Raw genomic sequence first — 15,060 nt, 5'->3', positions numbered from 1 at the left:
ACCTGGACGGATAGCTTCCGGCCATAAACTTAGTAAAAGGAGCGTTTTTCCGTGAAAGTTTTCATCACCGGCGGATGCGGTCAGGTCGGTTCGCATGTGGCTGAGCTGCACCTGCAGCGCGGCGACGATGTGCTCACCATCGACAATTTCGAGACCGGCCGCCGCATCCATCTCCCGGAAAGTCACGACCGGCTGACCTTCGTGGAAGGATCCATCGCGGACCGGGCGTTGATCGATCGGCTGGTCGGCGATTTCAAGCCCGATGTGCTGATCCATACTGCCGCCTCCTACAAGGATCCGAACCACTGGTATTCCGATATGCTGACCAACGGCGTCGGCGGCGTGAACCTGATCCAGGCGGCGATGAACAATAGCGTCAGCCGGTTCATTTATTTCCAGACCGCGCTGACCTATGGCCTGCATCCGGAACAGAACCCCATTCCGCTCGACCACCCGAAGAACCCGGGCAATTCCAGCTACTCCATTTCGAAAACCACCACGGAGGACTACCTGGAGCTCTCCGGGCTCGACTATGTCACCTTCCGCCTCGCCAACGTGGTCGGCCCGCGCAACGTCTCGGGACCGCTGCCGATCTTCTATCAGCGCCTGTCGGAGCAGAAGCGCTGTTTCGTTACCAAGGCGCGGCGCGATTTCGTCTTCGTCAAGGACCTCGCCAGCAACGTCGTTAAGGCTGCCGACGGTGTCGGCCATGGCGCCTACCATTTCTCTTCCGGCAAGGACGTGGCGATCAAGGAGCTGTACGATACCGTCGTGGAGGCCATGGCGATCAACGATTATCCCGAACCTGAAATTCGGGAGCTGTCGCCGGACGATGCGCCCTCGATCCTGCTCGACCCCAGCCGCACCTTCGCCGATTTCGGCGAGATCGAATTCACCCCGCTGAAGGAGATCGTGAGCGCCGCAGTGGCCTATTACCGGGAATACGGCGTCCACGGCGGCTACACCCATCTGAAAATCGAGGAAAACCAGGCCTGATTGGGCGCTGGACGAAGGGGACAACACGGTGCGTATCCTGATTTCCGGCGGCGCCGGCTGCCTGGGCTCGAACCTGATCGAGCGGCTGGTTCCCCAGGGTCATGAGGTTCTGGTGCTGGACAATTTCGCTACCGGCAAGCGCGAGGTCCTGCCCCCCGTCGGCGGACTGACGGTAGTCGAGGGCAGTATCGCCGACAGGGCCCTGGTGGATGACTGTTTCGACCGATTCCGGCCGAGCCACGTCATCCACAGCGCTGCCGCTTACAAGGACCCGGACGATTGGGAGGAAGACGCGGCGACCAACGTCACCGGCACGATCCACATGGTGGAGGCGGCGAAGCGGAACAATGTGCGGCGCTTCGTCAACTTCCAGACCGCTCTGTGCTACGGCCGTCCCTCGCGGGTACCGATTCCTGTCGATCATCCGGCCCAACCCTTCACCAGCTATGGCATCTCCAAGACCGCCGGCGAGCAATATTTGCTGATGGCCGCCGCCGACCTGCCGGTGGTGTCCCTGCGGCTGGCCAATGTCACCGGTCCGCGGCTGGCTATCGGGCCGATCCCTACCTTCTATAAGCGGCTGAAGGCCGGGCAGAAGTGCTTCTGCTCTGACACCGTGCGTGACTTTCTGGACATGGACGACTTTTTTGCCTTGATGGACAAGGCGATGACTGATGGTGCGCCGACCGGCGTCTTCAACATCTCGACCGGCGAAGGACACACCATCAAGGACATCTTCGACGTGGTGGTCGATCACTTGGGCATCAACCTGTCCGAACCGGTGCCAGTGGTACCGCCGGGCGACGACGACGTTCCGGCGGTGGTGCTCGATCCCTCGACCACCGAGGCTGCCTTTGGCTGGAAGGCCCAGTACGGCTTCGAGGAGACGATCCGCCGCATGCTGGCCTGGTACGACGCCCATGGCGTCACTGATATCTTCAGTCATCTCGCTGCGCCCAAGAAAGACTAAAGGGGCTTTCCGGACATGCACGAACCGAGTTTCAAAAAGGCGACGATCCTTGTCGTCGGTGGCGCCGGCTTTGTTGGCTCCAATCTGGTGCTCAAGCTGCTGGAACAGGGTCCGGCGCAGGTCATAATCGTCGATAATCTTTTATCTTCGGATGTGACAAATGTGCCGGACGATCCGCGGGTCGATTTCCGCTACGGCTCAATCACCGACGACCGCATCCTGCACGGCCTTCCCGAGGATCTCGATTTCGTCTTCCATCTTTCCTGCTATCACGGCAATCAATCCTCGATTGCTGATCCGCTTGCCGATCACGAAAACAACACGCTAACCAGTCTCAAGCTGTTCGAGCGAATCAAGGACATCAAGAATCTCAAGAAGGTCGTCTACGCTGCCGCCGGTTGCGCCGTGGCCGAGAAAACTTATGATACTGCACAGGCGACCAACGAGGACGCGCCGGTTTCGCTTTATCACGACAGTCCTTATTCGATCTCCAAGCTGATCGGCGAGCTCTACGGCAACTACTACTGGATGCGCCACGGCCTGCCGATAGTCAAAGCGCGCTTTCAGAATGTCTATGGGCCGCGCGAGGTGCTCGGCGCGGGGCGCTGGCGGGGCACACCACACACTGTCTGGCGCAATGTAACGCCGACCTTCATCTGGAAATCGCTGAATGGTGAGGCTTTGCCGCTGGATAATGGCGGTAGCGCCAGCCGCGATTTCATCTTCGTCGAGGATATGGCGCGGGGTCTGATGCGCGCGGCGGCGCATGGCGAGCCGGGCGAGGTCTACAATTTAGCCTCAGGCGTGGAGACGACGATCCTCGAGCTTGCCGAAATCATCAATACGGAAACCGGCAATACCACGCCGGTGGACCTGCGCCCGGCGCGCGATTGGGACCGTTCAGGAAAGCGCTTCGGCTCCACCGAGAAATCACGCGATAAAATCGGCTTCACAGCGGAAGTTTCGGTGCGTGAGGGTGTTGCCCGCACCGTGGCCTGGACCCGTGAGAACCGTGATCTGATCGAGCGCTGCATCCGCCAGCACGACCGCCTGATGTCAAGACTCTAGGAGACGTCCGAAGTAATGCTGAAGCTTGTCACCGTCATTGGTGCCCGCCCACAATTCATCAAGGCGGCGGCGGTCAGCCGGGCCGTGGCGCGCCAGGACGGAATTGCCGAGGTCATGGTGCACACTGGGCAGCATTTCGATACCAACATGTCGGAGATCTTCTTTGAGGAACTGGGCATTCCAGCCCCGGACCATCACCTCGACATTGCGGGAGGCAGTCACGGCGAGATGACCGGGCGCATGCTTGCCGCCATCGAGGCGATCCTGATCGAAGAGAAACCCGACTGGGTGCTGGTCTATGGCGATACGAATTCGACCTTGGCAGGAGCATTGGCGGCAGCCAAGCTGCATATCCCGGTTGCCCATGTCGAGGCGGGGCTGCGTTCGTTCAATCGCCGTATGCCAGAGGAAATCAACCGCGTCCTGACCGACCACGTCAGTGCCCGCCTTTATTGCCCGACCACCGCAGCGGTAAAGAACCTTGCCGATGAGGGTATTCGCGAAGGGGTCATGCATGTCGGTGACGTCATGTATGATGCCACGCTCGACGCCCGTGGGCGGGCGCGGTCTGGCTCCGATATTCTGGTTCGGCTCGGCGTCGAGCCCGGTCGTTACTCGTTGGCTACGGTTCACCGCGCCGAAAACACCGATGACGCGGCCAGCTTGCGCGCGGTGATCGCACACCTGGAGAAGGTGGCGTTGGAACGTACGGTCATACTGCCGCTACATCCCCGCACCGCACAGGCGTCCGCCCGATTTGGCATTTCGCTCGAAGCCCTCAAGGTCATAGAGCCGGTGGGCTATCTCGACATGAGTGCGTTGCTCGACGGCTGCGCCGATGTTCATACCGATTCTGGTGGCGTGCAGAAAGAGGCCTATTTTCACGGCAAGCCCTGCGTCACGCTGCGCGGCGAGACCGAGTGGGTAGAGACGGTAGAGGCGGGCTGGAACCGGTTGTGGTCGATGCCCGATTACAAACAGCCGCGCCGGCCCATCGGCGAATATGGCAGAGGCAACGCCGCCGAACTGATCGTCGCCGATCTGGTCATGGTGGGTGTGTGAGTACGAGGCCATCCGCCCTGCGCGTCTTGGTGGTCAGCGCCGATTATACCGACCGTCTCAGTTATTATGATGATTGGAAAGCGGCGTTCCTTGACTCGCCCCAATTCGAGGTGGAGGTCTGCGATATCGCCCGCGGCGATGCCGCCCGGCGGCTACGGTTGGCATTGAAGGGGGCCGATGCGGCCATTCTTCTGCACTCGACCAATGGCGACACTACCCGATATCTCGAACCGGTGGCCTCGGTGCTCGCGGAGCGGAAATGCAGGCTGCTGACGTTTGTCGGCAACGAAGTCAATTTGCCGGGCTCGCCGATCAGCGCTAAACGCGCGGTCTTCGCCACCATCCGCCCGGACTATATCGCTACCCAGCTCTTGCGAGAGAGCGGTGAATACCTTTTTGGCGACTTGGCGGAGCGCGGCGTCGTGGCGCTGCCCCACGCCCTCAACCCGGAGGCTTTCCACCCGCAGGTTCCCCATCGCGAGCGAGGCCGCGACATTGGGGTGCGGGCGGTCAAATACCTGGCGCATCTCGGCGATGATGACCGCAACCGCGTCCATGAGTTCTTCGCCCGTCACGAGTTCGCACCGGATCTGAAGGTCGATATCTCCACCGAGCGGTTCAACCGCGACGGATGGGCCGCTTTTCTCAATGATTGCCGGGGGACGGTTTCCACCGAGGCCGGCTCCTGGTTCATCGAGCGTGACGACGCCACCATGCAGGCGATCCGGGCCTGGACGGCGCAAAGGAACGCCGGAAGGGGCATCATGATTGCCAACGACAGCCCGCTGCGCCTGTTCGGCCACAAGCTGCCTTTCGGCTGGCGGCGCTGGCTGCGCAAGCTGCTGAGCCGCGGACCGATCCGCCATGAATCCGCCGTCACCGAGGCACTGGCATTCGACGAGATCCATGAAAGATTCTTTGCCGGGCGGCCCATACCGGAACATCACGGCAAGTGCATTTCCTCGCGCCACTTCGACGCCATCGGCACCGCCACCTGCCAGATCCTTCTGGAAGGGCGCTACAACGACATTCTTAGCCCCGATGTCCATTACATCCGCTTGGCGTCCGACTTTTCGAATATTTCCGAGGTGATGGAAGCCTTCCGTGACGAGCGCCGGCGTCTTGAGGTCACGGAAGCGGCCCGCGCCCATGTGATGGACGGGCATACCTATGCCCATCGGGCGCAGGCTGTCTACGACATCCTGGCCGGGGACATGGCAGCCTGATGGTGGGGGCTCGTCCATGTGTGGCATAGCCGGTTTTCTCGGGCCCGCCGGGGGGGGCGCGGACTTCGAGGCGCTGGCGCGGCGGATGGCCGACAGTCTGGTTCATCGGGGGCCGGACGACGGCGGAAGCTGGGCCGATGGGGCCGCCGGCGTCGGTCTTGGCCATCGCCGCCTTTCCATCATCGATCTCTCGGCGGCCGGACACCAGCCGATGGTTTCCGCGAACGGCCGCTATGTACTCAGCTATAATGGCGAAGTTTACAACGCCGCCGAATTACGCCGGGAGTTGGAGGCGGCAGGCGTCTCTTTTCGCGGTGCCTCCGACACCGAGGTTCTCGTCGAGGCTATCGCCCGACACGGTCTGAGGCCAACTCTCGAGCGTCTTATCGGAATGTTCGCCTTCGCCCTGTGGGATCGCGAACTGCGCGAGCTGACTTTGGTGCGCGATCGGCTCGGGATCAAGCCACTCTATTGGGGGCGATTCAGCAAGAGTCTTCTTTTCGCCTCAGAGCTTTCGGCGCTTCAGCGCCACCCCGATTTTTCCGGCGAGATCGACCGCGATTCACTCTGCAGCTTCCTGCGCTTCAACTACGTGCCGGCGCCGCAGAGCATTTACCGTGGAATCCAAAAGCTGCGCCCCGGCCACCTGCTCTCGGTTCGCCAGGGCGGGGAGCCGCAAATCGAGGCGTGGTGGTCGCTCGCGGCGGCACGGGAAAATGGGGCCGCCGCCCCTTTCACCGGCAGCGAAGACGAGGCGATCTCGGCGCTTGAGGACCTGCTCGGTGATGCGGTCGAAATGCGCATGATCGCCGATGTGCCGTTCGGCGCCTTCTTGTCCGGTGGCGTGGACTCCTCGATCGTCGCCGCGCTGATGAACAGGCGTTCGTCGCGCCCCGTGCGGAGCTTCTCCATCGGCTTTGCCGAGGACGACTACAATGAGGCAGCTTATGCCAGGGCGGTGGCAGACCACCTTGGCACCGAGCACACTGAGCTTCGGGTAACGCCGGATGAGGCCCGCGCCGTCATCCCGAACCTGCCGGATATCTATGACGAGCCTTTTGCCGATGCCTCGCAGATCCCGACCTTTCTCGTTTCTCGCATGACGCGAGAGCATGTCACGGTCGCCCTGTCCGGCGATGGCGGCGACGAGCTGTTCGGAGGCTACAATCGCTATTATCAGGCTCCCGCTGTCCTGTCACGCACAGCGCTTCTGCCCGAGCCTCTGGGGCGCTACGCCGCTGCGTTGATTTTGGCGGTGCCGCCGACCCGCTGGTCACAAATGCTCGGGCCGTTGCCGAAAATAGGCGCCATTCCCATGCTCGGCGAAAAGCTGCATAAGATCGCCGATATTTTGGGCAAGAGCCCACAACAAGCTTTCTGCGCTCTGGTCAGTCAATGGCCAGACCCTGCTGCGCTCGTCACCGGCGGGCGGGAGAACGTTGATGCCGTCTGGAGCGAGGCGGCAGGAGATCTATCCGGCTTCGCCGCGCGCATGCAGTTCGCCGACACGCAAACCTATCTTCCCGACGACATCCTCACCAAGGTCGATCGCGCTTCCATGGCGGTATCGCTTGAGGCGCGGGTGCCGCTGCTCGATCACCGGGTGGTGGAGTTCGCCTGGTCACTGCCGCAAGACTTCAAGATCCGCGGCCGCGAGGGGAAGTGGATTCTGCGGCAGGTGCTCGATCGCCATGTGCCGCGCACGCTGATCGAGCGGCCGAAAATGGGATTCAGCGTTCCAATAGATTCCTGGTTGCGCGGCCCCTTGCGCGGCTGGGCGGAGGACTTGTTGAGCGAATCCCGTCTGAAGCGCCAAGGCTTCCTCGACCCCGCACCGATCCGCGCACGCTGGGGGGAGCACATTTCCGGCAAGCGGAACTGGCAGTATTCGCTGTGGGGTGTCCTGATGTTCAGTGCCTGGCTGGATCAAAAGATGGCCTAACATGTCAGCCTGAAACTCGGCGATACGTGCGGTTTTTGATATCGAAGCCGAGCCTGACAATGGCCGGCCGACTATCATCCAGTTGCATTGTGAGAACCCTTGTCCAGGTAGCGGCCCCTAAACCGCGGAGAGTACGAGCGACGTTACCTGGTTGAGTTGTCAACCACTGCCGGCACAGAGTGGCCGGGCAATACCGTGGCTCCGGGCTCAACCGTTGGCGGCTGATCCGCGCATAACGCCCCTTTCGGGAGCAAGTTGCGGTCAGGTGCAGTGCAGGACCGCCGTGGCGGCGTCGGTTACCCGGGTAAGGCTGCGCCCGATCCGCTCTCTCCAGTGCGGGCCACGGCTCCCCTCATCCTGATAGGCCTCGGGCAGATCGCTCGGCCCGTCTTCGGCCAGGATTGCTTTTAGAAGCTCGACCTGAAGCAGGTCTTTGCGTGCCTTCACGCTATCGTGTCCCTCGCGCCGTCGATCAGCGACAATCGGCTTGTAAGATTTCGAATCGCTCCGGGCGGTGAACCTGGACGAGGATGCCGTCCCGATAGACAGCGCCCGGTTTGGCTGGCGCTTTGCGATCCTCCGACACACCATCGAAATCTGCCACGACTTCGGACCGCTTCGTGGCTCCATGCTTGCCGGCGGGCCTGGGCGTTGGGCCGTCTTTGCCGACCGCTCGCTTGCCGCTCTCGGGCTGAGCGAAAACGCCCGAGAACAGTTCCCGCCACGATAGCGGACTTCACTCCCAATACCTTGCATTCCGGTGGAAGACCAAGCGTCCTCGCCAAACGTCATTTAGTAGCAAGATGATGGGAATAAGATCATTCATCTTGTTTTTGCAATATGGCGGAGAGGCGAAGTGACAAGAAATGCCTGCCATCTACCACGGTATTTATACAGGCACCCTCTGTGGTTGCGTTAATTCCTTTGGTTAACAAAAGAAATACTTGTTAACGAATTATATTTAATTGGAATTATATAAATAAAAAATGCTGCGACTATTATGGATTGCCAATAATAAACCAATCACAACTACACTATTTTGTCACAGATTCTTCTCTTTTTTGTTCTCAGTCGCCTCTCTGTGCTGTTAGTTTCTGAGTGGGGTGGCCGATAGATTCTTGGATAATCATTAGTGTTCTGTTTAGTTTCGCTTCAGGCCTTCAGTCAAGGCGGACGCGGCCGGCCCCCTAGTTCATCCGCACAGGTCACATCCACACAGGGAGTGGGGTGAAATGGTCAGCGAGACCACTTCCGTCGGCGATCTTGCCTCCGAAAACACCGAAGTAGTCGACATCTCGGGCCCCGCGCCGGTCACGGTCGATGCCGACGTTCTGTTCTCCGCCGATTTCATCCGCTTGGACGACGATCTCCTGCTGCGCGGGCCGGAGGGCGGGGAACTGCTGTTCCGGGACTACTTCGCACAGGAGGTCCCGCCGCAGCTGGAAACCGCAGACGGCGCCCGCCTGCCGTTTGAGACCGTCGAATCCCTCGCCGGGCCGGAAATACCCGTCGCCTATGCCCAGGCCGGCGCCGAGGGGCAACTCGGCACGCCAATCGGCGAAGTGAGCGACATCGGCGGCGTCGCCCGGGTGCAGCATCCCGACGGTTCCCGCAGTGACCTGCGGGAAGGCGATCCGATCTTCCAGGGCGACATCGTCTCCACCGGCGTCGGCTCCGAACTGGGGATTGTCTTCGTGGACGATACGGTGTTCTCGCTGTCGTCCAACGCGCGGATGGTCATCGACGAGCTGATCTACAATCCGTCCGGCAGTGACAATTCCATGGGGATCTCCCTGATCCAGGGGACCTTCGTCTTCGTCACCGGCCAGGTCGCGCCCAGCGGCGGCATGGACGTGGAAACGCCGGTCGGCACCATCGGCATTCGCGGCACCACGGTCGGCGTCCAGATCGCGACCCTGGGCGGCAACACGCGGATCGTCAACCTGGTGAACCCCGACACCGGCGAGACCGGCAGCTTCATCTTCAGCAACGGCGGCGGCAGCGCGCAGTTCACGCAGGCCAACCACTTCCTGCAGGTCGCCAGCTCCAGTTCGCTGCCCGGCTCCCCGACCGTGGCCTCCAGCCAGGTCATCAACAACGTCTTCGGCCGCGACCTGGGCAACGCCATCGGCATCCAGCGCCTGATCGACCGCAATGACGACGACACGCCGCCCGCCCCGCCGACCCAGCCCAACACCAATGATCAGGAGGGCAGCCTCCCCGAGGAGCTGCCTCAGGACATCCTGGAGGCGCTGCTGGAACAGGTGCCGATCGAGACCGCCGCCGGTCCTCAGGCCCTGGGCGGCGGCGCCGAGTTCCGCCTGCCGCCCTGGCTGGGCCAGGCCTTCAGACTGCTCAGCATCACGCCGCAGGGCGTGATCGGCGAGGTCGACGCGCCGGCGCTCGAGTTCCCCGACATTCCCCAGTTCGTTGTCTTCTTCACGCCTGAATCCCCCGTGGCGCCGAGCGCCGCCTTCGGCCTGCCGGGCGCCGAGGCCGGCGGAGCGGGACTCATCGCCGCCATCAAGGAAGACTCCAAGGACAACCTCGCGATCTTCGCGGCGACCGCGGGTAACGTTGAAAACGAGCTGACCTCCATCGTGCTGGAACTGCCGGGCTTTGCGCCGGAAGACCTCGACATCTCGAGCATCATCGCCGACCTGGCCGGTGACCCTCCGCTGGGCACCGTGGAGGTGACGACGGTGGGCGGCATCACGCGCATCGTCATCACCTTCGACATCACCCAGGACATCCAGGTCTTCGCCAGCTCTTTCACGCTCGACGCGCCGGAAGACGGCAGCGACGTGGACCTGCCGGGCATCAAGATCACGGCGACCGCCCAGGACCTGTTGGATCCGACCAAGATGGGCAGTGCCAGCGCCTCCGGAACCCTGGTCCTGGATGCGGTGCTGGACGAGGCGGCCCTTCCCAGCCAGGGCGCTTCGGCGACGGTGAGCGAAGCGGCCGCCGCGCAGGACATCCCGCTGGACCTGTCGCTCAGCATCATCCCCACGGGTTTCGACTCTTCCGGGCCCGACGGTGACGGTTCGGAGGCGATCACCAACGTCACGGTGGTTCTCTCGGCGGGCAGCCTGGTGCTCGGAGCCGGGGCCCCGGCCGGGTCCTCGATCATCAGCAACGGCGGCGGCAGTTTCACGCTGCTCGTCGCCAATCCGGCGGACTACGCGGACGCCGTCGCGGCCCTGCAGGTCGAAGTGCCGGCCGGCCTCGACGGAGAGGTGACCGGCACCATCTACGTGACGACCGCGGAGTTCTCGCCCAGCGGGGCGGAGGCGCAGAGCGCCGACAACAGCCTGACCCTCGACGCCGATTTCTCTGTCATGGTGACTGCCGGCGAGGTCGCGCCCTCGGCGTCCTTCGGCTTTCCGGAAGGCGTGGTCCTGCTGGGCGCCCCGGCGGCAATCACGACGATCCTGGAAGACTCCGAGGATAACGTCATCGGCTTCTCGGTGGCTGCCGGTGACCCGACCGACGAACTGGTCTCGGTCGAAATCGCGCTGCCGGGTGTCGCGCCGGGCGACGTGGATATCGCGCAGATCAACGCCGACCTCGCCGGGCCGCCGCTGCTCGGCAGCGCGGTGGTGGCCACGCCCGACGGCGTGACCACGATCATCGTCACCTTTGCCGATGCCCAGGACGTGCAGGGTTTCTCCAGTTCCTTCACACTGGACGCCCCGGTCGCGGACAGCGACATCGACCTGGCGGACATAGAGATCACGGTGACCGCCAAGGACATCACGACGCCGGAGGCGATCGGCTCCGCCAGTGCCAGCGGCACCATCTACGTCGACGCGGTCGCCGATCCGGTGACGGTCTCCGTCGACGCGGTGAGCACCAGCGGCGACGAGGCCTTTGCGCCGGGCGAGACCGGCACGGTGACGGTGGAGGCGACCTTCGGGGACTCCTCGGACGGCTCGGAGGTGCACACGGTCACGGTGACGGTGCCGCTGGGCTTCACGGTGACGGGCCTGGATGGCGGCACCCTGGATGGCGACACCGTCACCTGGACGACGACGGACCCGAACTTCCAGGCGGTGCTGCAGGTGATGGCCGACGACCCGCTGCCGGGCGAGCAGCAGGTGACCTGGCAGGCCGAGGCCACGGCGGTCGAGCAGAACAGCAACACCGATCCGGAAGCCGGCGACGTCGAGCAGACGACGGCCAACAACACGGAAGATGACCAGGCCAGCGACACAGTGACGCTGGACCCGGCGGGCGCGCCGACGGTCTCGGTAAGCCTGGGCGATCAGGCGCTCTGCATCGCCGAGGACGGCCAGGGCGACTTCACGGTGACGGTGACGGCGCCGGGCGACGACTACGTCAGCGAGATCCTGTTGACCAACCTGCCGGGCGCCGGCGAGGGCTGGTTTACCACCGTAGAGGGAGACGACGGCGGCATCTTCGATCCGGCCACGGGCATCTACACGACCTCGGGAAGCCCGACCTCCGTGATCCTGACGGTTACCCTGATGCCGCCGCCGGACAGCGACCTGGACGTGGCCACGGTGATGGGCGGCGACATTTCCTTCACCGCGACCACGACCGACCCGAACAGCGGCGACACGGCGGCTTCCGCGCCGGTCAGCGCCGACGTCGATGTCGACGCGGTGGCCGACGGCGAGAGCGAGGGGCTGTCCGTCTCGGTCAACGTGAACGACAGCGGCGATCCCGACGGCGAGTTCTCACCCGGCGAAACAGGCACGGTCTCGGTCTCGGCGAGCTTCGGCGACTACATGGATGGCTCCGAGCTACACACGGTAGTGGTGGACATCCCCGACGGCTTCACGGTGGTCGAGCCGCTGCCGGCCCTGGCCGGTGTCACCGTCTCGGTGAACGGTGACGGCGACGTGGAGTTCCTGGTGGGCGACGGCGTCTCGGGCTTCACCGACTATAACTTCGAAGTGACCGCCTCCGCCGGTGTTGCGGACGGCGAGGTCTACCAGTTCTCGGCGACCGCCACGGCGCTGGAGGAACCGATCGACGAGGACTGCGAGGCCGGGAACAACGAGGCGACCTCCGAGGCCTCCGCCGACGCCGACACGGGCGCGGCCGGCGCCCCCACGGTGGGGCTCAGCGTGCCCGGCGACGACGGCAGCCTTAAGGAAGACACCACCGGGGACGTGGAGATCACCGCGCAGGTGACGACCTCCGGCGACACGTTGAGCCAGGTCGTCGTCACGGCGCCCGAGGGCTGGGTGCTGAGCGCGACGGCCGGCGGCCAGATCGCCGCGGTCGAGGGCGACGGCACCACCAGCCTGACCCTGACCCTGGTTGGCGGGGTGACGAACTTCTCGGCCCTGATCCAGGCGACCCCACCCGAGGACAGCGACGTCGACGGCAGCTTCACCGTCGAGGCCACGGCGGTGGACGGCTCGGACAGCGCGGTCAACGACGACGACTTCGACGTGCCCGTCGACGCCGTGGCCGACGGCGGCGCGCTGGTCACCACCGGCGGCTACGGCGTCTCCACCAACGGCTCTCTCGTCGACCTGGCGCTGCTGCTGGGGCTGCAGGACGGCAACCCGGACAATCCCGACGGCGACCTCTTCAACGCCGGCGGCTTCGACGAGGACGGCTCGGAGGCGGTGACGACCATTCAGGTGACCCTGAGCGGCAGCCCGGCGATCGCCAGCGACGACGACGCGGACCTCGTTTACGACGCCGGCTTCGGCGGCGACGTGACGCACGTCAACGGCAGCCTGGTCTGGACCTTCACCGGGACCGAGGCGGAGCTGCAGGACCTGGTGGCTTCGCTGCAGCTCGATCCCGCGGACGACTACACGGGCACCCTCACCGTCGAGGTGGCGGTTACCACGGAAGAGGCGGCCGTGGAGAGCGGCTCGCCGGCTCCCGGCGGCGACGGCAGCAACGGCGCTTCCGGCTCAGAGGCCGACGACGGCGACAATGCCGTCACCGAAACCTTCTCCTTCGACGTAGAGGCCGAGATCTTCCTGGCCGGCGCGGTCGGCATCAACGAGATCGGCCTGGGCGTGGGCACCTCGGTCGCCAAGCACGGCGACGTCATCAACACGGTCAACACCGGCCAGAACTACATCGAGATCCGCAACATCGTCGACCATGCCGTCAGCACGTCGGAGGTCAAGTCGCTGATGATCCAGATCATCGGCGCCGACGGTGAGCTGGTGACGATCGACCTCTCCACGGCGACGGGCGGCAGCATCAACATTCCGCCCCTGGGCTTCCTCACCATCTTCGAGGACGGCACCTGGGCGACCTCGACGCCGGGCGGCGAGATCCAGCAGACCGGCACCTATGAGATACCCGGCGAGTACACCGAGCCTGGTTCGGTCTGGGGCTTCGGCGACGACACTTCGGACATGCTGGGCGTCTACCTGGTGCAGGACAGCGGCTCGGTCGACATGTTCCTGGCCAACGGCGCCGACGGCGACCTCTTCGGCGGCACCAGCGGCAATTGGGTGAGCTCCGGCAGCGCCACCGCCAACGCCGCGGCGCTGCTGGGCGCGTTGATCGATCTGGAGACCTATTCCGGCCTGGTCGGAGACCAGGATGCCCTGCTGGCCTCCCTGGGCCGTTCCGACATCGTGCTCGACGATGCGCCGGCGGTGGACGACGAGGGCACCTATATCTTCTCCCGCGTCTTCGCCGACGAGGAAACCGCCGGCAATGGTCCGGGTGACGAGACCGCCGCCGACACCAATACCTCGGCGGACTGGACCACCAGCAACGAGCCGACGTCCTTCGACACCGCCATTAACAACGACGACCTGGCGGCGATCGACGACTTCAACCTGCAGGACTCCTCGGACGACCTGAACCCGGCCCAGGGCGCCGGAACCAACGAGGAGGACGCGGGCCAGACGGTGCTCTACGCGGACGTCGACGGCGACAGCCTGCAGGGCGGCCGCGGCCAAGACTTCCTCTTCGGCAACACGGCCGCCAACCTGCTGCAGGGCGGCGACCACAACGACTTCCTCTTCGGCGACCAGGGGGATGACCGGCTGGAAGGCGGCGGCGGCGCCGACTTCCTGGTGGACGTGGATGGCGCCGACCTGCTGATCGGCGGCTCCGGCGACGACATCCTGGTCAGCGGGCAGGAGCACCTGCCGGGCTCGGTCGTACTGGCCAGCGCCGCGGGTGACCTGCTGATCGGCGACGAGGTCGCCGGGGCAGGTGGCTTCTTCGGCGAGGACGTCATCCTGGGCGGCGGCGGCGGCAACCTGATCTTCGGCGACACGCTGCTGGTCGAGGCCGAGTACGAAGGCAGCCTCTTCGACCTTGCGGTACTGGTCTTCAACGACGTCGAGGGACCGGCCCTGCGCGCGGCGATGGACGGCCTCGGCGAATCCGACTGGATCGAAAGCGGTTCGGGGAACGACAGCGTCCTGGGCCAGGGCGGCGACGACACCATCGCCGGTCAGGAGGGCGACGACCTGCTCGCCGGCGGCGACGGGGCCGACGTTTACCTCTTCAGCCTCGGCGTCGACGAGGGAAGCGACGAGATCCTGGACTTCTCCGTTGTCGAAGGCGATCTCCTGTCCTTCACCGATGTCAGCGACGTCGACGGACCGGCGGGAATCGACATCGAAGATGCCGTCGCGAGCTTCACCAACAACGGCGGCGGCGCCGGTATCGATGAGCTGGTCCTGGAGAGTGGCACGGTGGTGCTGATCCACGACGTGGACGATGCGCTGTCCAGCATCGCCGATGTCACGGCCAACAGCCTGGTCAACGGCAGCTGACCGCCCTGTCGGAGTTCATGACGGCAGCGCCCCGGGCACCGGGCGCCCTGAAGC

General features: G+C 64.1%; 8 protein-coding genes. 7 read left to right on the top strand and 1 reads right to left on the bottom strand.

The window, feature by feature from the left end; all coding sequences use genetic code 11:
- Nucleotides 1-51: 51 nt before the first annotated feature.
- The 6 genes from H7X47_RS19130 to asnB are packed head-to-tail and all read left to right on the top strand — an operon-like array spanning nucleotide 52 to nucleotide 7,264.
- A complete protein-coding gene (locus H7X47_RS19130) occupies nucleotides 52-996 on the top strand; it encodes an NAD-dependent epimerase/dehydratase family protein (RefSeq protein WP_193370330.1) in 945 nt (314 codons plus the stop codon).
- A 28-nt stretch (nucleotides 997-1,024) separates the two neighbouring features.
- Complete coding sequence (locus tag H7X47_RS19125; protein ID WP_193370329.1) at nucleotides 1,025-1,966, top strand: NAD-dependent epimerase/dehydratase family protein; 942 nt, start codon at nucleotides 1,025-1,027, stop codon at nucleotides 1,964-1,966.
- Nucleotides 1,967-1,981: 15 nt separating this feature from the next.
- Complete coding sequence (locus H7X47_RS19120; RefSeq protein ID WP_193370328.1) at nucleotides 1,982-3,034, top strand: NAD-dependent epimerase/dehydratase family protein; 1,053 nt, start codon at nucleotides 1,982-1,984, stop codon at nucleotides 3,032-3,034.
- 15 nt (nucleotides 3,035-3,049) lie between these two features.
- Entirely contained in the window at nucleotides 3,050-4,096 is a 1,047-nt protein-coding gene (wecB, locus tag H7X47_RS19115) for a non-hydrolyzing UDP-N-acetylglucosamine 2-epimerase (protein ID WP_193370327.1), read from the top strand.
- A gap of 29 nt (nucleotides 4,097-4,125) precedes the next feature.
- Nucleotides 4,126-5,322: a glycosyltransferase family protein gene (locus H7X47_RS26370; protein ID WP_193370326.1), complete on the top strand. Its 1,197-nt coding sequence runs from the start codon at nucleotides 4,126-4,128 to the stop codon at nucleotides 5,320-5,322.
- 16 nt (nucleotides 5,323-5,338) lie between these two features.
- The gene (gene asnB / locus H7X47_RS19105; protein WP_193370325.1) at nucleotides 5,339-7,264 is read left to right on the top strand and encodes an asparagine synthase (glutamine-hydrolyzing); all 1,926 of its coding nucleotides are present in this window, start codon (nucleotides 5,339-5,341) and stop codon (nucleotides 7,262-7,264) included.
- 261 nt (nucleotides 7,265-7,525) lie between these two features.
- On the opposite strand, the gene H7X47_RS25890 is transcribed toward asnB, so the two are convergent.
- Entirely contained in the window at nucleotides 7,526-7,711 is a 186-nt protein-coding gene (locus H7X47_RS25890) for a hypothetical protein (protein WP_227010613.1), read from the bottom strand.
- Between the two features lie 785 nt (nucleotides 7,712-8,496).
- On the opposite strand from H7X47_RS25890, the gene H7X47_RS19095 reads away from it, so the two are divergent.
- Nucleotides 8,497-15,006: a FecR domain-containing protein gene (locus H7X47_RS19095; protein WP_193370324.1), complete on the top strand. Its 6,510-nt coding sequence runs from the start codon at nucleotides 8,497-8,499 to the stop codon at nucleotides 15,004-15,006.
- Nucleotides 15,007-15,060: the final 54 nt, after the last annotated feature.

The sequence above is a fragment of the Pelagibius marinus genome (assembly GCF_014925385.1).
Classification (GTDB): Bacteria; Pseudomonadota; Alphaproteobacteria; order Kiloniellales; family Kiloniellaceae; genus Pelagibius; species Pelagibius marinus.
The sequence above is the reverse complement of the archived record's forward strand: the minus strand, read 5'-3'. Positions and strand labels throughout refer to the sequence as shown.